General features: G+C 31.7%; 21 protein-coding genes. All 21 read left to right on the top strand.

Annotated elements, in window-relative coordinates:
- Positions 1 to 76: 76 nt before the first annotated feature.
- The 21 genes from glyA to PFY09_RS07715 all read left to right on the top strand — a co-directional run bounded on the left by glyA (position 77) and on the right by PFY09_RS07715 (position 23,672).
- Positions 77 to 1,342: a serine hydroxymethyltransferase gene (glyA, locus tag PFY09_RS07815; RefSeq protein ID WP_087709358.1), complete on the top strand. Its 1,266-nt coding sequence runs from the start codon at positions 77 to 79 to the stop codon at positions 1,340 to 1,342.
- A 62-nt stretch (positions 1,343 to 1,404) separates the two neighbouring features.
- Entirely contained in the window at positions 1,405 to 1,869 is a 465-nt protein-coding gene (locus PFY09_RS07810; protein WP_271162043.1) for a regulatory protein RecX, read from the top strand.
- A 19-nt stretch (positions 1,870 to 1,888) separates the two neighbouring features.
- Positions 1,889 to 3,019 carry a DegT/DnrJ/EryC1/StrS family aminotransferase gene (locus tag PFY09_RS07805; protein WP_271162042.1) on the top strand — a complete coding sequence of 377 codons (1,131 nt, stop codon included), beginning with the start codon at positions 1,889 to 1,891 and terminating at the stop codon, positions 3,017 to 3,019.
- A gap of 114 nt (positions 3,020 to 3,133) precedes the next feature.
- Entirely contained in the window at positions 3,134 to 5,059 is a 1,926-nt protein-coding gene (locus tag PFY09_RS07800; protein ID WP_271162041.1) for a polysaccharide biosynthesis protein, read from the top strand.
- A 37-nt stretch (positions 5,060 to 5,096) separates the two neighbouring features.
- The gene (locus PFY09_RS07795) at positions 5,097 to 5,918 is read left to right on the top strand and encodes a polysaccharide biosynthesis/export family protein (RefSeq protein ID WP_228408134.1); all 822 of its coding nucleotides are present in this window, start codon (positions 5,097 to 5,099) and stop codon (positions 5,916 to 5,918) included.
- A 2-nt stretch (positions 5,919 to 5,920) separates the two neighbouring features.
- The gene (locus tag PFY09_RS07790) at positions 5,921 to 8,305 is read left to right on the top strand and encodes a GumC family protein (protein WP_076395644.1); all 2,385 of its coding nucleotides are present in this window, start codon (positions 5,921 to 5,923) and stop codon (positions 8,303 to 8,305) included.
- On the top strand, positions 8,292 to 9,593 hold the full coding sequence (locus PFY09_RS07785; RefSeq protein ID WP_271162040.1) for a nucleotide sugar dehydrogenase: 1,302 nt from the start codon (positions 8,292 to 8,294) through the stop codon (positions 9,591 to 9,593). Before PFY09_RS07790 ends, PFY09_RS07785 begins: the two co-directional genes overlap by 14 nt.
- A gap of 78 nt (positions 9,594 to 9,671) precedes the next feature.
- Positions 9,672 to 10,976, top strand: a complete 1,305-nt coding sequence (locus PFY09_RS07780) for a flippase (RefSeq protein ID WP_165814841.1) — start codon at positions 9,672 to 9,674, stop codon at positions 10,974 to 10,976.
- Between the two features lie 4 nt (positions 10,977 to 10,980).
- The gene (gene glf, locus PFY09_RS07775) at positions 10,981 to 12,084 is read left to right on the top strand and encodes a UDP-galactopyranose mutase (protein WP_116099031.1); all 1,104 of its coding nucleotides are present in this window, start codon (positions 10,981 to 10,983) and stop codon (positions 12,082 to 12,084) included.
- Positions 12,084 to 13,328: a glycosyltransferase gene (locus PFY09_RS07770; protein ID WP_271162039.1), complete on the top strand. Its 1,245-nt coding sequence runs from the start codon at positions 12,084 to 12,086 to the stop codon at positions 13,326 to 13,328. Before glf ends, PFY09_RS07770 begins: the two co-directional genes overlap by 1 nt.
- Positions 13,325 to 13,981, top strand: a complete 657-nt coding sequence (locus PFY09_RS07765) for a CatB-related O-acetyltransferase (RefSeq protein ID WP_271162038.1) — start codon at positions 13,325 to 13,327, stop codon at positions 13,979 to 13,981. Before PFY09_RS07770 ends, PFY09_RS07765 begins: the two co-directional genes overlap by 4 nt.
- A 1-nt stretch (position 13,982) precedes the next feature.
- Positions 13,983 to 14,888, top strand: coding sequence for a glycosyltransferase family 2 protein (locus tag PFY09_RS07760; protein ID WP_271162037.1), 906 nt, complete (start codon positions 13,983 to 13,985; stop codon positions 14,886 to 14,888).
- A gap of 296 nt (positions 14,889 to 15,184) precedes the next feature.
- The gene (locus tag PFY09_RS07755; protein WP_123906817.1) at positions 15,185 to 16,345 is read left to right on the top strand and encodes a thioredoxin domain-containing protein; all 1,161 of its coding nucleotides are present in this window, start codon (positions 15,185 to 15,187) and stop codon (positions 16,343 to 16,345) included.
- 155 nt (positions 16,346 to 16,500) lie between these two features.
- Positions 16,501 to 17,433 (top strand): EpsG family protein, encoded by a 933-nt coding sequence (locus tag PFY09_RS07750; protein WP_271162036.1) that lies wholly within the window; start codon positions 16,501 to 16,503, stop codon positions 17,431 to 17,433.
- A 6-nt stretch (positions 17,434 to 17,439) separates the two neighbouring features.
- A complete protein-coding gene (locus PFY09_RS07745) occupies positions 17,440 to 18,432 on the top strand; it encodes a glycosyltransferase family 4 protein (protein WP_271162035.1) in 993 nt (330 codons plus the stop codon).
- A gap of 44 nt (positions 18,433 to 18,476) precedes the next feature.
- Entirely contained in the window at positions 18,477 to 18,995 is a 519-nt protein-coding gene (locus PFY09_RS07740) for an acyltransferase (protein WP_076395632.1), read from the top strand.
- Between the two features lie 9 nt (positions 18,996 to 19,004).
- A complete protein-coding gene (locus PFY09_RS07735; RefSeq protein ID WP_271162034.1) occupies positions 19,005 to 20,063 on the top strand; it encodes a glycosyltransferase in 1,059 nt (352 codons plus the stop codon).
- Positions 20,060 to 21,073, top strand: coding sequence for a glycosyltransferase (locus PFY09_RS07730; RefSeq protein WP_271162033.1), 1,014 nt, complete (start codon positions 20,060 to 20,062; stop codon positions 21,071 to 21,073). The genes PFY09_RS07735 and PFY09_RS07730 overlap by 4 nt, the downstream gene beginning before the upstream one ends.
- Before the next feature lie 11 nt (positions 21,074 to 21,084).
- Entirely contained in the window at positions 21,085 to 22,119 is a 1,035-nt protein-coding gene (locus PFY09_RS07725; RefSeq protein ID WP_271162032.1) for a polysaccharide biosynthesis protein, read from the top strand.
- Positions 22,120 to 22,128: 9 nt separating this feature from the next.
- Positions 22,129 to 22,551, top strand: a complete 423-nt coding sequence (locus tag PFY09_RS07720; protein ID WP_271162031.1) for a WxcM-like domain-containing protein — start codon at positions 22,129 to 22,131, stop codon at positions 22,549 to 22,551.
- Between the two features lie 2 nt (positions 22,552 to 22,553).
- Positions 22,554 to 23,672, top strand: a complete 1,119-nt coding sequence (locus tag PFY09_RS07715; RefSeq protein WP_271162030.1) for a polysaccharide biosynthesis C-terminal domain-containing protein — start codon at positions 22,554 to 22,556, stop codon at positions 23,670 to 23,672.
- Positions 23,673 to 23,753 lie beyond the last annotated feature (81 nt).

Here is a 23,753-nt window from a genome sequence, read left to right as displayed (position 1 = left end):
TCATTATTCCGGATGCTGAAATCTCGGTGAAAATTTCGTACTTTTGGCATGAAAAATTTCTAAAACTAAAAGTAAAATGGACATTATTTTCGACCTGATTGAAAAAGAAAGACAAAGACAAACTCATGGCATTGAGATGATTGCATCGGAAAACTTTGTTTCTGATAATGTAATGAAAGCTATGGGAAGCGTATTGACTAATAAATATGCTGAAGGATATCCCGGAAAAAGATATTACGGAGGTTGTGAAGTCGTAGACGAGGTTGAAACTCTGGCGATCAATAGAGCTAAAGAGCTTTTCGGTGTAGAGTATGCAAATGTTCAGCCACATTCCGGATCTCAGGCGAATGCGGCAGTTTACTTGGCAGTTTTGAAACCCGGAGATAAAATAATGGGGATGGATCTTTCCATGGGAGGTCACCTTACGCACGGTTCTTCGGTTAATTTCTCAGGAATTCAGTATGATGTGGTTTCTTACGGAGTTCAGAAAGAAACAGGTCTTATCGATTACGATCAGATGAGAGAAGTGGCTTTAAGAGAAAAACCTAAAATGCTTATTGCCGGTTTCTCTGCATATTCAAGAGATCTGGATTATGCAAAATTCAGAGAAGTTGCAGACGAAATCGGAGCTACACTTTGGGCAGATATTGCTCATCCTGCCGGTTTGGTGGCAAAAGGTCTTTTAAATAATCCTTTTGAACACTGTCATGTAGTAACCACAACCACTCACAAAACGTTGAGAGGACCAAGAGGAGGGATGATCATGATGGGGAAAGATTTTGAAAATACGTATGGTCATAAAACGCCAAAAGGAGAAACTAAGATGATGAGTCAGGTTCTGGACGGAGCTGTTTTCCCGGGAATTCAGGGAGGTCCGCTGGAACACGTTATTGCGGGTAAAGCAGTTGCTTTCGGAGAAGCTTTGGACGATCAGTTCTTAACATACGCGAAGCAGGTTCAGGCTAATGCACAGGCTTTGGCAAAAGCAATGATCGACAGAGGATTTGATATTGTAAGCGGTGGAACAGACAACCACTTAATGTTGGTAGATCTTAGAAATAAAAATGTAAACGGTAAGGAAACAGAGAAAGCTTTGGTTCTTGCAGACATTACCTGTAACAAAAATATGGTTCCTTTTGATGATAAATCACCATTCACCACTTCAGGAATCAGATTAGGAACGGCTGCTATTACGACAAGAGGTCTGAAGGAGAATGATATGGATACCATTGCAGGATTGATTTCGGATGTGGTAGACAATATCAAAAATGAAGAAGTAATTTCTTCGGTAAGAAAAAAAGTAAATGAATTAATGGAAGGTAAAGCTTTATTCAACTATTAATTTTCAAAGAAATAAATAATAAAGAATGGGCTTTTGCTCATTCTTTTTTGTGTAAAAAATATATGGAGAAAAAGTCTTTTACTTTTGAAGAGATTAAACTGAAACTGGTTAACTATTGTGTGTATCAGGATCGCTGTCATGCAGAAGTTGAGCAGAAAATGAGAGAATTTCTTTTAATTGATGAAGCGAAGGAAGAAATTATGCTTTATCTGATGAAAGAAAATTATCTGAATGAAGAACGGTTTACGCGAAGCTACATCAGGGGTAAGTTTTACATCAAACATTGGGGGAAGACGAAGATTAAAATTCATCTGAAACAAAAACAGATTTCCGATAAATTAATCAGTATATGTTTTGATGAAATTCATGAGGATGATTATGAAAAAACGATCCGTAAAATTTATCAGGATTATTACGATAAACAAAGTGGATTGAAAGAATATCAAAGAAAAGCAAAAACAATCAAATATTTAATAAGCAGAGGCTTTGAATATGAGAAAATAATTGATAATTTTGGAAATGCATAAATGATAAAATTGTTTTATTTTGAAAGAAGAACAAATCTGGCTTTCACCACCGCATATGGGAGGGACGGAGCTGAAGTATATACATGAAGCATTCGATACCAACTGGATTTCTCAGTTTGGAAATAATATCGATGTTTTTGAGAAGAATCTCGAAGAATATTTAGGTGAAAATTCTTTTGTAACCGCTCTCTCATCCGGAACTGCTGCCATTCATTTAGCTTTACGACTGTTAAATGTAGAGCAGGGAGATTTTGTAATCTGCCAGTCCTTTACTTTTGTGGCATCGGTAAATCCTGTTTTGTATTTAAAAGCGATCCCCGTTCTTGTAGATAGTGAACCTTCCACATTGAATATTTGCCCTAATGCATTGGAAGATGCTGTAAAATATTGTTTGCAGAAAGGAAAAAAGCCCAAGGCAATTGTTGCAGTAAGTCTTTATGGAATGCCCTTTATGGTGGATGAAGTTCTGGAAATTTCAAAAAAATATGATATTCCCCTCATTGAAGATAGTGCAGAAGCTTTAGGGAGTAAATATAACAATCAGGCATGTGGAACTTTTGGTGACCTATCTATTATAAGTTTCAATGGAAATAAAATTATTACGACTTCTGGAGGAGGCATTCTTATTTCAAAGAATAAATCTGCTAAAGACAGAGCTCTTTATCTTGCAACACAGGCAAAGGAAAATAAGGATTTTTACAGTCATTCTGAAGTAGGTTATAATTATCGGATCAGCAATATACATGCAGGAATAGGGAGAGGACAGATGGAGGTTCTTGAAGATAGGATTAAGTCAAGAAGAAAAAATCATATTTTCTATCAAGAATTATTTAATCGTTTTGATGATCTGAATTTATTTTCTGAGCCTTCTGAAAAATTTTATTCAAATTATTGGTTAAATGTGATTTTAATTGATGGTTTACATTGGAATAAAGAAAATTTACGGAATATATTTTCTGAGAATAACATAGAAACCAGATATTTGTGGAAGCCAATGCATTTACAGTCGTTATACAAAGATTATATTTTTTTTGGAAATAATATTTCTGGCGCTTTTTTTGATAGAGGTCTTTGCCTTCCTTCTGGAAGTAACATAACAGAAAAGTGTAAAGAAAGAATTACCAGAACATTATATAATTATAGAAATTAAATTTGCTATCAATTCAAAAATCGATGAAATTTTATTGTAATTTTACGCGAAGATAAATGGGGTTGCTTTTTTACCCAACTTTAATTTTAAATTATATGAACACAAGTATAGACAATGTACGATTCTCTTAGAAAGAAAATTTTTGGAGGAGATAATGTTGTCAGTCTCTCTGATGTAAGATATTTGCCCAGATGGATAATATTAATAATTGATATTATTATTCTGGTAGTATCGTTATTTTTATCTACCTATATTATAGAAAAAATTACCCAGCGTGAATTTATCTATGATGATAAGAGTCTTGTATTTTTATCGATCATTGTTATAAATGCTTTATTTATGTATGTTTTTAAAACATATGCAGGAATTATAAGGCATTCTACTTTCACGGATCTGTTTAAACTTTTGACTTCATGCTTCTGTACAATGGTTACGGTAGCTACAATCAATATCTTTTATTTCTGGTTCACCGGCGGAAAATTTATTTTAACACCCTATCTGATATTGTATTTCATCATCTCGTTTATGGGATTGTTTCTTTTCAGATTATATGTGAAAGAATTTTTTCATATCGTAAGAGAATATAGAAGAAGTACACTTAAGAAGAGAATTCTTGTTTTAGGAATCGATGAGCAGTCTATTGCCATCGCGAGAGCTATTCTGGATAATCCGAGTCTTCCTTATCATGTCGTGGGCTTTTTAACCCAGAGAACAGATTCTAAAAGAGCATCGTTATTAGGAAAACCAATTCTTTCAAAAGAAAAAATTGAAAAACATTCGAAAGAAGAGCTTTTAGTTGATGGAGTGATCATTATAAAAGAAATGATGTCTAAAGATGAAATGAATTCCTGGGTAAATTTATTTCTGGAAAAAGATTTTAACATCTTTAAAGCTCCTTCTGTTCAGAAACTTAGAGACAGTGATCTTGGCGGTTCTATCAGAAATCTTCAGATTGAAGATTTATTAAACAGAAAACCTATTAAAATTGAAAGTGAAGATGTAAGAAGCAGACATTTTAACAAGACAATTTTAGTAACCGGCGGTGCAGGTTCTATCGGTAGTGAAATTGTTAGACAGGTTGCACAATTTAATCCTTCTCTTATCGTTGTATTAGATCAGGCTGAAACACCTCTGTATGATATTGAGCTTGAAATGAGAGAGAAATTTCCTCATATCACTTTTAAATTTGTATTGGCTGATGTTTCCAATAAGCATAGAATAGAACCATTGTTTCAAACCTATAATTTTTCTATGGTTTACCATGCTGCGGCGTATAAACATGTGCCATTGGTTGAGGAAAATCCACACGAAGGAATTATAGTGAATGTATTAGGTTCAAGGATCATTGCAACACTTTCCAGTAAGTATAACGTGAACAGGTTCGTAATGGTATCAACAGATAAAGCTGTAAATCCTACGAATGTGATGGGTGCTTCTAAAAGAGCTGCGGAATTATTTGTTCAGTCTTTGCAGAATGTGGAAGGAAACAAAACCAAATTTATTACAACAAGGTTCGGAAATGTTTTAGGATCTAACGGATCGGTAATCCCTTATTTTAAAAAGCAGATTGAAGCAGGCGGTCCTGTTACGATTACGCATCCTGACATTGTAAGATATTTTATGACGATTCCTGAGGCTTGTGAGCTTGTTCTTCAGGCCGGAACAATGGGACATGGCGGTGAAATTTTCGTTTTTGACATGGGAGAGCCTGTGAAAATTTTGGATCTTGCAAGAAGAATGATAAAATTATCCGGATTTGAGCCTAATATAGATATTAAAATTATTTATACAGGTTTAAGACCCGGAGAAAAATTATATGAAGAACTTTTGAGTGATGATGCAAAAACCTTGCCTACACACAATGAAAAGATTATGATCTCAAAAGATCCGAGCATGGAATTTTCAGAAATTGAATCCATGATAAATCTGGTTACAAGAGCTGCTGTCAAAAGAGATAAAGTAGAGGTTGTAAGAATTTTGAAAACCATTGTTCCTGAATTTAGAAGTAACAATTCTATTTACGAAATACTGGATAAATAGAAAAAATAATAAATGTATATTTGTACAATTTTAAAATATGATGAAAGGTAAAATACTGGCTGTATTACTGGCAGTTACATTAGTTTCGTGCAAAACCAATCCCAACGCACACAACGATCTGAATTATATGCAGAATATAGAAAATGTTGCAATAGAAGCTTCTGCTAAAAATTCTCAAAATACAATTCAACCGGGAGATCAGCTTGTTATTCTTATTACGGCTAAAGATTTAGATGTTGTTAAACCATTTAATCAAAATTTCTCATCCTCAGAATTTGTTCAGAATAATACATTTGCAGGTGGAAATACACCGGGACAAGGATCAGCAAATGTTACGGGCCCCACTTATATTGTTGATTCAAATGGAGAAATAGATTTTCCAATTTTAGGAAAGCTCAGTACTACGAATAAAACTTTAGTTCAGTTAAAGGACGAACTAAGAAACAGAATGAAAGAATTTGTTATTGATCCTACAATTTCTGTAAGACTTACCAACTTTAAAATTTCAATCTTAGGAGAAGTAAACAGACAGGGCGATTATATTGTGACTAACGGACAGGCAACTATTCTAAATGCCTTAGCAATGGCTGGAGATCTCACTACCTATGGAAGAAGAGATGATATCCTGATAATAAGAACAGAAAATGGACAAATTACTCATGGAAGAGTAAATGTGCAGGATGCTAATCTTATTAATTCTCCTTACTATAATCTCAAGCAAGGGGATGCTATCATTGTATCTGCTAACAACACAAAAGATGTAATCTCCAAACAAAATCCAAATACACCTCTCATTTTATCTGCAATTTCTATCGGTGTAACAGCTATCGCAGTTGTGGTAGGTCTATTTAAGAAATAAAAATGATGGAACAACAAAATATTCACTCAACAGAAATTGAAACTGAACTGAATGTAAGAGATATAATTCAGCCTTATTTGAAACGTTGGATGTGGCTTATTGGTAGTGTTATAGTATCGGTAACTCTTGCATATCTATATCTCAAAAGACAAGTTCCTATTTTTGAAGTTGCCTCTACAGTACTTATTAAAGATTCTAAATCAAATAATGTTGGAACACAGGATTTTGCTGCCTTAAGAGATATTTCTGGTATCGGTAAAATAGGGAGTAATGGAGTTGAAAATGAAATGGAAATTTTCAAGTCTAAAAAACTTGTACGTGAAGTGGTAAAGACTTTAGGTCTTGAAACAAATATTTATAATGGAGATTTAAAACATGAAATTTATGGAGAGACATCTCCTGTAAGAGTTAGAATTGTACAGGAAAAAGATGTAAAAAGTAAAATTTCAAGAGTAGTAAATTTAAAGATAAATGGAAATCAGTTAAAACTTTCTTCGGAAGGCATACCTGCAATTAATACCACCTTCAACAAAGTTATTAGTTTGCCTTATGCTAATATAATGATTTTAAAAAATGAGAATTATAAATCTGATAAAAAATTAAATGATGTTATATTAGATATTTCTACGATTGATGACAGAACTGATGCTTATCAGGCAGCTTTAAATGTGGCATTGGTAAATAAAGATGCAACAGTTATTAAACTTGCTATGAATTATGCAGAGGTGGATAAAGCCAAAACAATTATCAATAAATTGGTTCAGGTGTATAATCAGGATGCAATTGAAGATAAAAATACAGAGTTTAGAAATACCGCTAAATTTATTGCTGAAAGGATAGAGCAAATCGGGAAGGATCTAGGTGATGTAGAAAATCAGAAAGAAAGATTCAAGCAAAGTAATCAGATATCTGACTTAGAAACTGAAGTGAAATTAGGGCTGCAGACAAATGCGGAAGCTAAAAGTAAAGAGTTGGAAATTAATGCACAGCTTGAACTGACCGATGCTTTGTTGGGATACGTGGGTAACCAGAATTCTTATCAGACGTTACCAAGTAATTTAGGATTAAACAATCCTAGTGCAACGACAAATATTTCTTCGTATAATCAGTTAGTTTTAGAAAGAAACAAACTTCTCCAAAGTGCTACACCGGAAAACCCGCTTGTTGTTGATATTACAAAGCAGATCAATAATATCAGAACTTCTGTTATTCAGAGTTTACAGAAAAATAAGACAGGTCTTCAGTTAGCTAAAAATGGTTTGTCATCCGAACAAAATAGTATTTCTGGTAAAATTTCTAAAGTTCCGGTTCAGGAGAAACTTTTCAGAAGCATTGAAAGGCAACAGCAGATAAAAGAATCACTATACCTTCTTTTATTACAAAAAAGAGAAGAAACTGCTATATCCATGGCAGTTACTGCCCCTAAAGCAAGAGTTGTTGATAAAGCTTTTGTAGGAATGAAAGTTGCGCCTAGAGGAATGGTAATTTTACTTTCCGGATTTTTAATAGGCTTTTTGATTCCAATTGCTATTATTTATCTTCAACAGTTATTCAATGATAAGGTAAAAACGAAACATGATCTTGAAAAATTAACGAACAGAAAACCAATCATTGGAGAAATTCCTAGTATGGAAAGAGGTCAGGAAGAATTGGTTAAGATGAATGATCTGTCTCCTATGGCAGAGTCTTTCAGAATCTTAATTACCAATATGAACTTCATGTTTCCTAAAAATATCAAAAAAGGGAGAACTGTATTTGTAACTTCTACGGTTAAAGGAGAAGGAAAAACACACGTTTCTGTAAATCTTGCTTTAACGATGGCAACTCCTAAAAAGAAGATCATTATCATCGGTTCAGATATAAGAAATCCTCAGTTACAAAGATATAATACAGCAAGAAAAGGTTTAGCAGGACTTACCGAGTTTTTATATGATGATCAGGTTTCTGTAGAAGATATTGTACACCAGAGTGCTTTTAATCCTTATCTGGATGTAATCTTCTCGGGAAGTATTCCTCCAAACCCGACAGAATTATTGTCTAATGGCAGATATGAAGACCTTCTTGCAGACCTTCAGGGAACTTATGATTATATTATTATTGATACGGCTCCGTTAATGCTCGTTACAGATACATTGTTAATTGCAAATATGGCAGATGTAACACTATATGTAACAAGATCAAGACATACTGAAAAATCTCTAATCGATTTTGCTAACAAACAGATAGAAGGACACAAAATAAAAAATGTTGCTTTTATATTAAATGATGTAAACAAAGAGTACTTTGCTTATGGAAATAAATATGGATACGGATATACGGCAACAGATGACAGAAGCTTTTTTGATAAGGTAAAAAGTATTTTTACTAAAAATGATGAAAACAAATAAAAATTATAAAATTGCCGTAATCGGTCAGGGTTATGTCGGGCTTCCATTAGCTTTAGAATTTTCAAAACACTTACCTGTTTATGGATTTGATATTAATAAGCTTAGAATTGAAGAACTGAAAAATGGTGAAGACCATACGTTAGAAGCCGATTCTCAGGAAATTAAAGAACTTTTGCAAACAGCTTCTGAAACCAATTTTAAAAAAGGATATGTTCCATCATATTCTCTTGATGAAATCTCAGAGGCAAATGTGTATATCGTAACTGTTCCTACACCGATAGATCGATTTAATTCTCCCGACCTTACCTTTTTGATAAAAGCAAGTGAAATGTTAGGAAGAATCCTTAAGAAAGATGATATCGTGATTTATGAATCTACTGTATATCCCGGATGTACGGAAGAAGAATGCATTCCGGTATTAGAAAAAGAATCTGGATTAAAACTAAATGATGATTTTTTTGTAGGTTACTCACCTGAAAGAATTGTTCCCGGAGATAAGATAAATACTTTAGTAACGATTAAAAAAGTTACCTCAGGTTCTACGCCGGAAATTGCTGAAGATATAGATAATTTGTATCAACTAATAATTAAAGCAGGAACCCATAAAGCGCCAAGTATTAAGGTCGCTGAAGCTTCAAAAGCAATTGAAAATGCTCAGCGGGATGTAAATATTTCCTTTGTAAACGAGTTAGCATTAATATTCGACAGAATTGGTATAGATACTCATGATGTTTTAGAAGCTGCCGGTACAAAATTTAATTTTTTAAAATATCGTCCCGGGTTAGTAGGAGGACACTGTATTTCAGTAGATCCCTATTATTTGGCTCATAAAGCAGGACAGCTTGGCTATCATCCACAGGTAATTTTAAGCGGCAGAAGAGTAAACGATATGATGCCTGAATTTATTGCCGGAAAAGTTGTAAAACTGATGATCCGGAAAGGGATTCAGATTAAAAATGCAAATGCATTAATTTTAGGAATTACCTTCAAAGAAAATTGTCCGGATATCAGAAATACGAAAGTTGTAAACATCTATTCCGAGCTTAAACAATATGGTCTCAATGTAGATATTTATGATCCTTGGGCGGATAAAGAAGAAGTGAAATCTGAATATAATATTGAAACTCTTGAAAATATTATTAAAGATAAGAAATATGAGGTTGTTGTTTTAGCAGTTTCACATAACGAATTTAAAACGCTCGATATCGCTACATTAAAAGCTGATAATTCTGTGGTATTTGATGTGAAAGCATTTTTAGATAGAGATATAGCAGATGCACGACTGTAAAAATATTTTGAATATCCGGATAAGAATCACTATATAAAAGCTGTAGGGATTGAATTAGAATATCTAAAAAAGATAATGATGCTTGAAAAAAAAAAGTTAGTAAGAAATATAGCTTCTTTGGGAATTATTCAGATAGTTAATTATATATTTCCATTGATCACTGTACCATATGTATCCAGGATAATTGGTCCGGACGGATATGGAATTATCAACTATGCGATGGCATTTATTGGATATTTCACGCTTCTTATTGCTTATGGTTTTGATTTAACTGCTACCAGAAGGATATCACAGAATTCTAATAATAAAGAATATATTAACGAAATTGTCTCTGAAGTATTTACATCAAGAATAATTTTATATGCAGTATCCTGCATTTTATTTGCCATTTCTCTTTATTTTTTTACCCCTATACAGAAAGATCTTTCAGTTGCGGTAATACTATTTATAGGCTGTATATCTACAGTAATTTCTCCTCAATATATCTTTCAGGGATTACAGGAACTGGAAATTTTCGCTAAGCTTAATTTTGTTAAGGGACTTATAAATACAGCATTAGTTTTTATTTTGATTAAGCATAGTTCAGATTATTACTGGATTCCTCTGCTCTCAACAATTTTTTTGATATCGACGAATGTATTTCTTTTTCTGTACGCTATCAGAAAATTTCAAATTAAGTATAGATTGGTATCTTTCAGAAAATCATTCAAACTTATTTTTGATGAAAGAATGATCTTCTTTTCCACCATTGTGATTAGTCTATATACTTCTACCAATACTGTAGTTTTAGGTTTTTTTGCTGATATTAAAGAAGTTGGTTACTATACAACAAGCCAGAATTTCCTTAATATAGTTAATTCAATGCTTATGATTCCAATTTCTACAGCACTTTATCCTTTTATTGGAAAAGCATTCTCTATATCAAGAGATCATGGAATAACTCTGATAAAAAAAATTGTTCCAATAGTTTTTTATCTTACTTTTTTTGCATCTGTTGCACTTCTTTTATTTGCGCCATTTTTGGTCAGGCTTATTTATGGGCATCAATTTGATAATTCTATTAATGTTTTAAAAATTATCTCTTTTATACCATTTATCGTTGGTCTTTCAAATATTTTCGGCATACAGCTTATGTTAAATTTAGGTTTGGATAAAATGTTTTTCAGAACAACTTTCATAGCGAGTATTGCAGGTCTTATACTGAATATATTTATGAGTAAATATTGGGGATACATAGGAACAGCCTGGAATTGTGTAATTATAGAGTGCCTAGTAACCTTTTTAATGTATCTTGCATTGAAAAAAGAAAAAATAGGTATTTTTAAAGCGGATTATTTCAGCCCAAAACAAATTTTCTTGACATTAAAAAATAGAAACGAATAATAAAATGAAAAAATATCTAATCATTGGATCTGGATTTTCCGGAGCTGTTATTGCAGAACAACTGAGTAAGAATCCTGAAAATCATATCACTGTAATAGATGAGCGTGATCATATAGGAGGAAACTGCTATACAGAGAGAGATTCGGAAACCAATGTAATGGTACACAAATACGGTCCGCATATTTTTAATACAGACAATAAAGAAGTTTGGGATTACATCCAAAATTTTTGTGAAATGGTTCCGTTTGTAAATCGTGTAAAATCAATTTATAAAGGGAACGTATATTCTATGCCTATTAATCTGCATACCATAAACCAGTTTTTTAATAAAACAATGCGTCCGGATGAGGCAAAAGTATTTATAGAATCTATTGCAAAAAAAGATATTGAAGAACCCCAAAATTTCGAAGAGCAAGCCATGAAGTTTATCGGGGAAGATCTTTATAAAGCTTTCTTTTATGGTTATACAAAAAAGCAGTGGGGATGTGAACCTACAGAATTACCGGCAAGTATTCTGAAAAGATTACCTGTAAGATTTAATTATAATGATAATTATTATGCAAATCCTTATCAGGGTATTCCCAGAGATGGATATACGGCAATTTTCGAGAAGATGCTTTCTGCTGACAATATCGAAGTTAAGCTTAATACGAAGTTTGATTCTTCATGGGATCTTTCAGAATATGAAAAAGTTTTCTATTCCGGACCTATAGATGCTTTTTTTGATTATAAATACGGAAGACTATCGTACAGAACGGTATACTTTGAAAGAGCTGTAGCTGAAGGAGATTATCAGGGTAATCCTGTAATAAATTATGCAGATCCTGAAGTTCCATTTACCAGAGTACACGAGCATAAGCATTTTACTCCTTGGGAAGAACATGAAAAAACAACTTACTTTAAAGAATTCAGTAAAGAAACTGAAGAAGCAGATATTCCTTACTATCCGAAAAGATTAACGGAGGATATGGAAAAACTTGCATTGTACGAAGAAGAGGTTAAAAAAATGGATAAAATTTATTTTGTGGGAAGATTAGCGACCTATAGATATATGGATATGCATCATGTAATAGGTGAAGCTTTAGATTTAATAAAAAATTTAAAATAATGAAAGTTCTTCAAATTTGTACAGGTTTTGATATTTCTTTTAATGGAGGGATAACAAACTATGTAAGAAATATTTCCGGTACAATGGCAGATAACGGTCTTGATGTAACAGTATTGTATTCGGAAGATAATAAAGAAGAAAAAAACTATAACTTTAAAACTCTTAGTATTGATCCAAAATTAAGACCTTTTCATCTAAGCAGTGTTATTACTAATGAAGATGTAGATGTTGTGGAAAAAGTTGTTAAAGATCTTTCTCCGGATATTATTCATGTTCATATGATGATTGATCTTCCGTTAAAGGTTTTGGAAGTTTTAAAAAAATATGCAAAGGTTATTATTTCTCTTCATGATTATTCTTATGTGTGCAATAGAATTATCCTGCTGGATAAAGATGGAAAATTGTGTACAAATAGTAAAGAAAATTTAAAATGTAATTCTTGTATTTCATACGAAGAAACACTTGATCAGAAATATATTGGAGGGGGTATAAGAAAAGGCCTGAAACTGCTTAAAGTAAAAAAAATAGCTAATTCCAGTGGTCATCATGAAAGGTTTTTGGAAGGTAGAAAATTATTCAAAAATGTTGATGCACTGATTGCTGTTTCCCACAGAGTTAAAGAAATTTATCAGGAAAATGGATATGAAAATGATTTATTTGTAGTAAACCACATAGGTAATTATACTGCTGATGAAAGTTTCAGAAAAAATTTTACAACAAGAGAGAAAAAAGAAAAAAACCAAAAAATTAAATTTGGTTTTATTGGTAATTTACACTTTCATAAAGGAGCCGATCTGTTTTTAAAGTTAGCAGAAAATAGCAATCATGAATTTCATATTTATGGTGGAATAGAGGATTATGTATTAGAAAAAATACAAACTATGCCTCATGTATTTTATCACGGCAGATATCAGCACAGTGATTTAGTAGATATTTTAAAGAAAATTGATGTAGGTTTAGTATTATCCATCTGGGAAGATAATGCCCCTCAGGTTGTATTTGAATTTTTGAATGCAGGTATTCCTATAGTTGGTACCAAGATGGGAGGTATTCCTGATTTTGTTACCAACAATAATGGTTTTCTTTTTGAGCCCAATGAGGATGGAATTAACTCTGCTTTACAGCTAATGAATTCTGACGATGTATATAATTTATATAACAGAGTTATTAATAATATTAAAGGTACAAAAACGGCATCAGAGCATATGGATGAACTTATGAATATCTATAAACAAATTGTATGATAGTATTTCTCAAGTTAATAAATGCATTGCGAATTGAATTCTTTAACTGGATTTCATTAAAAATAGCTTCTGTTCGTTGGCGGCTGAATAATAAACATAATTACACCGCACTTGGTAATAATATTAAAGATATTAATAAAATAAAGGTTGGAAAATACACCTATGGTAAAATCAATTTTCAATCTTTTGAGAATCCTAATGAGAAATTATCAATAGGCAATTTCGTGAGTATTGCTTCCAATGTATGTTTCATTCTAGGAGGAAATCATCAGATAGATACATTTACTACCTTTCCGTTGAAAACTTTTTTTGAAAAATTAAGCCCTTTGCAGGATGCCACTACCAGAGGCGAAATAGTGGTAGAAGATGAAGTTTGGATCGGCACAAATGTAATTGTAATGTCTGGAGTTACAATCGGAAAAGGAGCAATAGTTGCTGCGGGAAGTGTTGTCACTAAAAATGTTTCACCTTTTTCAATTGTAGGTGGAAATCCTGCAAAATTTATTAAATGGAGAATTCCTGAAGAACTAATAGAGTCTAGAATGAATGTCAACTTAATAGACTTTAATATAGATTTTATTAAACAGAATATGGATACTTTTTATAAAAAAATAGACCAAGAAGTTTTAGAAAAAATAAAGAGTAAAAATTGATATGCAAGTCTCTATAATCATTGTAAATTATAATACGAAAGATATAACGGAGAATTGTATAGCATCCATTATATCTCAAGCAAAGGACGTAGAATATGAAATTATCTTAGTAGATAATGCATCTTCAGATGGCTCAAAAGAATATTTTGAAAAGAGGAATGGAATTCATTATATCTATTCTAATGAGAATTTGGGATTTGGTAGAGCCAATAATCTGGGAGCAGAAAAAGCTAAAGGAGAACTTCTTTTTTTATTAAATTCAGATACTATCTTAATTGAAAATTCCATTAAAAAAATGTGTGATTTCTTTTACAAAAATGAGAATAAATTAAACATCGGAGTCTTAGGCTGTAAATTGATTGATGCAAAACACGAAGTCGCACATTCTGGTGGATATTTTCCGACACCTTTCAGCGAATATCTTTTAATGTTTTCTTCATATTTCAAATTTAAAAATGCTGAATTTATTATTGATGAGAACAAAGAATATCAGATGATTGAAAAAGTTACAGGAGCCGATATGTTGCTAAGAAAGACTCTTTTTGACTCGGTTTCCGGCTTTAGTCCTCTCTTTTTTATGTATTTCGAAGAGACGGATATGCAAAAAAGAATTTCAAAACTTAAATATAAAAATTATATTTACAATAATAGTTCGATCATACATTTAGAAGGTGCTAGTTTTAATAAGGTAATTGCCAATTCAAAAAGAGTTATAGTACAAAGAAGCAAAAATTTGTATTTTAGAAGGAATTTCAGCAGCTATATTCTGTATGTCATTGTAGATATGTTTTTTAATTTGCTAAGATTATTTAATTCAAATTATACCAGGCATGAAAATATGATCTTTATAAAAGAAAATATAAAATCTTATTTTTCTAATAAGCGTGCTGCCAATAGTAAATATTAATAAATTTTTACAATTCTAAAGTGATAAAATTCAAATTAAGCAAAACAAATTTTATACTGTTAAATATATTTATTTTTCTGATCATCATAGTCAGATCTATATATCTCTATGACGTAGTAAAAAATAGAGAGGTTTTTTTTGAATTAATTATTGCTTTTTTAAGTAGCATCCTTTCACTGGTTCCATTTACTTTATCATGGTATAAGTTTGGAAGACCGAGACTTACGGACTGGGTTAAATTCTCAACTTTCTTATACCTGATCTTAAATTATTATCTCGTTTCGGATAAATTTTACTTGAAGGATGTAGGGATTTATGGAGAAGTTTACGTTAATATCTCCTACATATACGATACTTTGGTTGTCATATTTGTCGGGCTGCTCACAATAAATATTATTGATTTAGTTTTTTTAGTTATTAATTTTAAAAATGTAAAGAATACAGCAAGTTTGAAGTTGGATAGTACCTATGTACTAAGAAATGAGAAAATATTCATTTATTTGTCTATCATTTCTATGGTTTTATCCTATTTTTTATTGTTAACGGGTTTGATTGGGTATGGAGCCGACGGAGAGGCAGCATCTGGTTCTTATTCATTCTTAATTCAGATCATCAATTATTTTTCTCCTCTTTTTTATTTTACGTATGTTATTATAAAATTCATGTCGGGCAATAATTCAAAATTATTTTCGAATAGCTTTAAGTTGTATAATATACTTTATATAATTTTTGGTTTGGTTGCAGGGATGAAAGGGATATTAATTTTCGGGATAGTATTATTTTTAATACCATTTTTAGCATCAGGAAGAGGTATTCCTCTTAAGGTAATTATACCGTTAGCTTTATTTTTAATTATTTTATATCCTTTTAATAGTAATTATCGTGAAGCTTTGACAAACACTAATTCTAAGGTAACAGCGATGCAGATTGCGGCGGTAAAAACAATAAATATTGATTTTTCAGGCAGCTTAAATGAAAATACAAACAGTTACTCAGACAGGATATCCATGTTTTCTTATTTATTATTTTCAGTTGAAAAGGAGCCGGATTGGAATTTTTATAAAAATATGGAGCGTTTTGTTTATTTGCCTGTAAGTATGGTTCCCAGAATTCTTATACCTTCAAAGCCTGCCGAAGAAAATGGAGCACATCTTCAACAAATGATCGTAAGGGGAGTTAGAAATTCGCCTACACCAACCGTATATGGATGGGCATATCTGGAAGGTGGGGTAATTTTTGTTTTTTTACATGTTGCTATTCTTTCTATTGTATTAAACATCATACAGTTTCTTCCATTTAAGGGCAGTATGTTTTATTTCATATTTTACTCTCAGGTTTTGATAAAAAGTATTATCATAGAGCAGGATGTGTATTTCTTTATTGCTACCTTATTTCAAATGATTTTTGTATACTATTTCTTTTCAAAAATCTTTTTCAAAAAAGTTATCAGTAAATAATTATCTTAAAAACGATGATGATAATTATTTTATTTTTATTGATCTTATTATTTACAATAATCGAGCACCAGAGAAAAAATAATTTTCATCAGGCATTATTCATATTCTCTCTTTTTTTTATTGTCTTATTGGAATCTATCAAGTTCGATTCCGGAATGGACTTTTGGAATACCTATAATCATTACCAGTTTTTTAAATTAAATGATACAAGATATCGTTATGAATTTTTGTACAAATATTTAGTATATTTTTTCAGAAATATTCTGAATTTCAGCTATCCGTTTTTTTTGTTTTTTTATTATTCTGTCATTTATAGCTTATATTATTTTTCTTTAAATAAAATTACTAAATACCCAATAACTGGATTATTACTTGTATTTGCCTGTACAGTTGGACTTTTTGGGAGTAACCGACAGCTTTTAGCAATTGCAATTGGCTTTTTTGCATATATCTATTTTTTAAAGGAAAAGAAAATATCATATCTGGGTTTTATTTTAATTGCTACTTTTTTTCACTATTCTGCATTTATCTATGTTTTTTTGCTTTTTTTAGATAGAAGGATAAATGATAAAATTTGGATTGTTACACTATTTGCTTTATTATTATTAAATATTACTGGTCTTAATTTTACAATTTTTAATTTTGTAATTAGTAATTTTGCTCCTGAAAAAATATCACATATTATTAAAGGATATAATATGGGCTTTGCAAAAATGCAATCAAATTATTATATGTTTGTACTTGGAATTATAAGAAGAGGTTTACCGATATTTCTTATGATTCGGTATAAAAATTTTTTACAACATAAATCTTATTATCAATTATTATTAAATACTCTATTTTTTTCATTGGCCGCCTATGTATTCTTTTTTGGAAAGTTAGAATACATGAGTTCCAGAGTTTCGGTATATTTTATAATTTTAGAAGTTATTTTATATGTTTGGCTTATTCCGGCTATGAATAAAATGGGGAAGAAAAATCTTTATTTAATTTTTTTACTTTTGTTTGCAGGTTTAGAATTTATCAAATATGTTTTTTCTGATCCAACTCCTTTTATTCCGTTCAAAACTTTATTCTTTTCTTTTTAAAATCATATGAAAGTCACTTTTTTTCAAAGATTCCCCAACCCAAAATTCTTAAGTATAGAAAAACTATTTTCCATACTTAATATTGAGATGATAAAAAGAGGGATTGATACAAAAAATATTTATGAAGTAAATCCTAATTTTTCATTGTTGGGATTTATAAAAACCAATCTTTTTTTTAAAAAAAATCAAAGTGAAATAAATCATATTACGGGAGCTATACACTGGTCTGTTTTTTTACTGAAAAGAAAGAATACAGTTCTTACCATACACGATGCCGGAAATATTTCGGAACTGAGAGGAATAAAGAAATATTTTTTTAAGATTCTATGGTTTTATTTACCATTGAAAAAATTAAAATATGTAACGGTAATTTCTGAAAAAACCAAAAAAGAATTAGTAGCATTGTTTCCCTGGGCAGAAAGTAAAATAACGGTAATACCCAATTGTCTTACCATACCCTATCAGGATTTCGAAAAACCGGTTAATTCCAAACCAGTAATTCTGGCAGTCGGATATTATCCTAAAAAAAATCTTGACAGAATTTTACAGGCTATTATCGGTATTGATGTTAAAATAATTATTATTGGTTTGCTATCTCCCGAAAGAATCAAATTTTTACAGGAAAATAATATTGATTATGTTAACTTTGAAAGAGCGAGTGAAGAGGAACTAATTCAAGCTTATAAAGATTCAGATATCTTATGTTTCCCTTCATTGTATGAAGGTTTTGGATTGCCTATATTAGAAGCACAGGAGATGAAGTGCTGTGTAATTACATCCAATATTAGTCCGATGAAAGAAGTTGCCGGAGACGGTGCTATACTTGTAAATCCAAACTCAGTGGAAGAAATAAGAAAAGCCATTAACAATATAATTTCCGATTCGGAATTAAAAAATAAATTGTTAGAATTAGGACAACAAAATGTTGTTAAATACCATCCCGAAGTAATAGCAGAACAATACATCAATTACTATAAAATGATCCTAGATCAAAAATAGTCTTTCTCTTATCTATGCAAGATCAACAAGCTTAAAAATAGAAAATGAACACTAAAATTTTATATATATATAATATATTAAGACTTTTTTTACCTGAAACAAGTTTGTTTAGTCTTAAAAATAAAATACTTAGATTAGCTGGTGCAAAAATTGGAAATAATGTAAGAATTTGCTCTTCGGTAAAAATTTTAGGAGATGGCGATCTTGAAATTGGAGATAATGTATGGATCGGGATTAGTACATTAATTGTCAGTTCAAAATCAAGGCAAAATCCAAACGCGAAAATTACAATTGGAAGTAATATAGATATTGCTCCAAGAGTATACATAGGAACCGGTACTCATATTATAGATATTAATTCTGAAAATATAGCTGGAGAAGGAATAAGTTATGATATTATTATAGAAAATGGATGTTGGATATGTGCAGATTCTACTATCTTACCCGGTGTTAAGGTAGGTTCTAAAACAATTGTTGCTGCTAAAGCATTGGTTAATAAAGATTTATTAGAGAATTCTGTTTATGCAGGAATACCTGCGAAATTTATCAAACACGTTAAGTAATTTTAAGTAATGAAAACCTTTAAACAAAATTGCAGTAAAATGAAAGCAGTTTTCTTAATTATTGACTATGTTCCTCATCAGGAAAATACAATAAAAAAATTAGTTGAAAAAACAGACGGTGAAGTTTTAGCATTTCACGTTGCTCTTTTTGATAAAACTATTCCTGAAATAAAAAATTTTGAAACCCATCAGTATAATCAGTTTACCAAAGAAGACATTTTAAAAAAAATAAAAGACTTTCAACCGGATTTTATTGTTACCGCCGGTTGGATGATTAAGGAATTTATTTGGATCTGTAAACAGATTACAAAAGAAGGAAAAATACCTGTAGTTGCACAATCAGATACACCATGGTATGGAAAAATTACTCAAAAGATTAATAGTGCGATCAGTCCGTTTCACCTTTCAAAAGCTTTCACTCATTTATGGGTTGCTTATTATTATCAATACGAATATGCACGAAAGTTAGGCTTCGATAATAACAAAATACTTCTCAATTCATTAAGTGCCGATGTCGAACTTTTCAATAGAGTCAATATTGAAGAAAAAAAGAAGAGTTATCCTAAAAATTTACTGTTTATCGGTAGATTCTCAGAAGAAAAAGGAATAAAAGAATTGTTAAACGCCTGGAAAGATATTCAGGATAAAAAACAATGGAACTTAGTTCTTGTAGGCAGAGGAGATATGAAAGACGAAATTAGCAAGCATAATGATATCATAGTAAAAGATTATATGAGCCAGGAAAATTTATTGCTTGAAATGCAAAATTCCGGAGCTTTTATTTTACCATCTACTTTTGAACCGTGGGCATTAGTCATACACGAAGCAGCTTCAGCGGGTTTACCTATCATTTGTACGGATGTTTGCGGTGCATCTCCTCATTTCGTAATTAATAATTTTAATGGGTATAAGGTAAAACCTGATACAGCTTTATTAAAAAATGCTATAGAAAAGCTCATCAGTAAAACAGATGAAGAACTTCTCAATTTTTCTTACAATAGCAGAACTTTGGGTAATTCTATAACGCACGACACATCAATCGCTAATTTATTACAGGTAATTTCATGATACTTATAGATGCATTATATATAAATAATGGCGGAGGAAAAGTGCTTTTGGATTACTTAATCCAAGAGTTAAATAAACTGGATATTGAAATCTTTTATCTGTTTGATAAAAGAATTGAGAATACATATTATCCTGTTAACCCCAAAAGCCAAAAGTGTTTTTTAGAATCAAGTTTTACCAAAAGAAAACAATTTTATTTAGAAAATAAAGATAAATTTTCAAAAATCCTTTGTTTTGGAAATCTACCTCCAAACATAAAAATAAAAAATGCTACCGTCTATACTTATTTTCATCAGCCTTTATTCTTAGAGCTCCCCAAGAATATGCCTCTGAAAGACCGTATAAAATTCTGGATTAAAACTAAAATTTTAAATTCAATTAAAAAGAATACAGATTTCTGGCTTGTTCAATCTGAACTGATTCAGTCTGGCTTTAAGAATAAGTATAAGATAGATGGTGAAAAAGTTCTTTTAATGCCCTTTTATCCGCCATTTACCAATAATAATGAAGCAGTTGAAAGAGAAGAAAATACATATATCTATGTAAGTAATGCATCCATTCATAAGAATCATGTAAAATTAATTGATGCTTTTTGTCTTTTTTACGATACTTATAAAAAGGGTAGTCTTACAGTTACGGTTTCTGAGGAATTTAACGAAGTACTTAATTTTGTAAAAGATAAACAGAACTTAGGGTATCCAATTAAAAATTTAGGATTTATCAAACGTGATGATCTAAAAAAGATCTATGAGTCTCATGAGTACCTTATTTTTCCTTCATTTGCAGAAAGCTTTGGTTTAGGCTTAGTGGAAGCTATAGAAAACGGCTGTAAGATTATTGGTGCAGATTTACCTTACACCTATGCAGTCTGCAAGCCAAGTCTGGTTTTTAATCCTTTGGAAGTAGATTCTATTACTGAAGCATTATCACTATCTTTGCAAAAAAATACAATAAACTCAGAGTCTAAAGTAAAGAATGAAATCAATACATTAATTTCTTTACTTCATTAAAAATATAAATTATGGAAATACAGAATAAAGTCCTTCTTATCACAGGTGGAACAGGTTCATTCGGAACCGCTGTTTTAAGAAAATTCATCAATACAGACCACTTCAGAGAAATCCGTATTTTTTCGCGTGACGAGAAAAAGCAGGATGATATGAGAAACCAGTTTAGAAGCGATAAACTGAAATTCTATATCGGGGATGTAAGAGATTACAGAAGTGTAGAACCTGCAATGAGAGGAGTAGACTATGTATTTCATGCCGCAGCTTTAAAGCAGGTGCCTTCCTGCGAATTTTTTCCGATGCAGGCTGTAAAAACCAATGTTGAAGGAACTCAAAACGTAATCGATGCCGCTGCAAAAAATAATGTAAAAAAAGTAATCTGTCTAAGTACAGACAAAGCAGCATATCCTATCAATGCAATGGGAATTTCCAAAGCAATGATGGAAAAAGTAGCAGTTGCCGCATCACGTAATCTGGAAAATACAACAGTTTGCCTTACAAGATATGGAAACGTAATGGCTTCCAGAGGATCGGTAATTCCGTTATTTGTAAAACAGATTAAAAATGGTGAATCCATCACCATTACAGATCCGAGTATGACAAGATTCTTAATGTCATTGGAGGAAGCCGTAGATTTGGTTCTTTTTGCTTTCGAACATGGAAATTCCGGAGACCTTTTTGTTAATAAAGCTCCTGCTGGAACCATTGGAGACCTTGCTCAGGCTTTAAAAGAAATGTTTAAGGTCGATAATCCGGTAAAAGTAATCGGGACGAGACACGGTGAAAAACTATACGAAACTCTTTGTACGCGTGAGGAAATGCTCAAAGCAGAAGATATGGGCGATTTTTACAGAATTCCTGCCGATAACAGAGATCTCAACTATGCACAGTATTTTTCAGAAGGAGTGGAAGATATTTCCAAAATAGAAGACTACCATTCTCATAATACAAAACAGGAAGATGTTGAAGGAATGAAAAAGCTGTTATTAAAACTTCCTTTAATCAGAAAAGAGGTTTTAGGAGAAGATATAATGCAATATCCCGATTAATTTTTTATTATGGTGATTCCTGCAATTATAAAAGGAGGAAAATATTCTGACGAAAGAGGCAGTTTGTTTTTTAACAATAAATTTGATGTTTCGGCAATTAAAAGAATATATTGTATCGAAAATAAAGATACAGATTTTATAAGAGGCTGGACAGGTCACAAAACTGAACAGCGATGGTTTTCGGCATTACAGGGAATCTTTATCATACGATTAATAAAAATTGATCATTGGGAAGCGCCCTCAAAAGATTCAGAAATTTTAGAATTTGAACTTCATGCAGATCAGTTGGATATTCTTCATATTCCACAAGGATATGCAAGTGCTATTCAATCCAAAGTAGAAGGATCAAAATTATTGGTAATGGCAGATTATGCTTTGGGAGAAATAGAAGATGATTATCGGTTTTCTATTGATCATTTTAAAAATTTATAACAATGAAAAAAGTAGGAATTACCGGACAAAACGGATTCGTTGGTTCGCATTTATATAACACTTTGGGCTTACAGCCTGAAAAATTTGAAAGAATTTCTTTCGAAAGAGATTTTTTCGACTCTCCTGAAAAACTGGACGACTTTGTGAAGCAATGTGATGTCATTGTACATCTTGCAGCCATGAATCGTCATCCCGATCCGGAAGTAATCTTCAATAATAATGTAGAGCTTGTTAAAAAACTGACAGACTCTTTACAGAGAACAGGATCAAAAGCACACGTTCTTTTCTCTTCATCTTCTCAGGAAGAAAAGGATAATCTGTACGGTAAATCTAAAAAAGAAGGCAGAGAACTATTCGCAGACTGGGCAAAAAATAACGGAGGCAAATTTACGGGAATGATTATTCCGAACGTTTTCGGACCTTTTGGAAAACCGAATTACAATTCTTTCATCGCAACATTCTGTCATAAACTTACCCACGGCGAAAATCCTGTGGTTGATAATGACGGAGAAGTAAAACTGATCTATGTCGGAGAACTTGTTCAGGAAATCATCAATCAGATTGAAGTTGCAAAAACCAACGAATTATACGAAGTTCCTCACACATCCGTAAATAAAGTTTCTGAAGTTTTAGCTAAACTTGAAAATTACAAAAAACTTTATTTTGATAGCGGAGAAATTCCGGTGTTGGAAACGAAATTCGATCTCAATCTTTTCAATACATTCCGCTGTTATTTTGATATTAAAGATCATTATCCCGTAAAATTTACACAGCACACCGATCCGAGAGGAGCTTTTGTGGAAGTAATTCGTTTGGGAATCGGCGGACAGTGCTCTTTTTCCACTACCGTTCCGGGAATTACCAGAGGAAACCATTTTCATACAAGAAAAATCGAAAGATTTGCGGTAATTAAAGGCAAAGCCCTTATTCAATTAAGAAAAATAGACAGCGATGAGGTTCTGGATTTTTATTTAGACGGAAACGAGCCCGCTTATGTAGATATGCCGATTTGGTATACCCACAATATTAAAAACATCGGAGAAGAAGAACTGTACACTATTTTCTGGATCAATGAACCCTTTAATCCGGAAGATTCAGATACCTATTTTGTAGAAGTTTAATAATATTTAATTATAAACTTCACGGGCTTCTCCAATAAACAGACATTAAAAATTTATCTTTGCAAAGGCAAAAAAAATACA

Origin of the sequence: Chryseobacterium gambrini, from assembly GCF_027920505.1 — a bacterium.
In the GTDB taxonomy this organism is placed as follows: Bacteria; Bacteroidota; Bacteroidia; order Flavobacteriales; family Weeksellaceae; genus Chryseobacterium; species Chryseobacterium gambrini.
The sequence above is the reverse complement of the archived record's forward strand: the minus strand, read 5'-3'. Positions and strand labels throughout refer to the sequence as shown.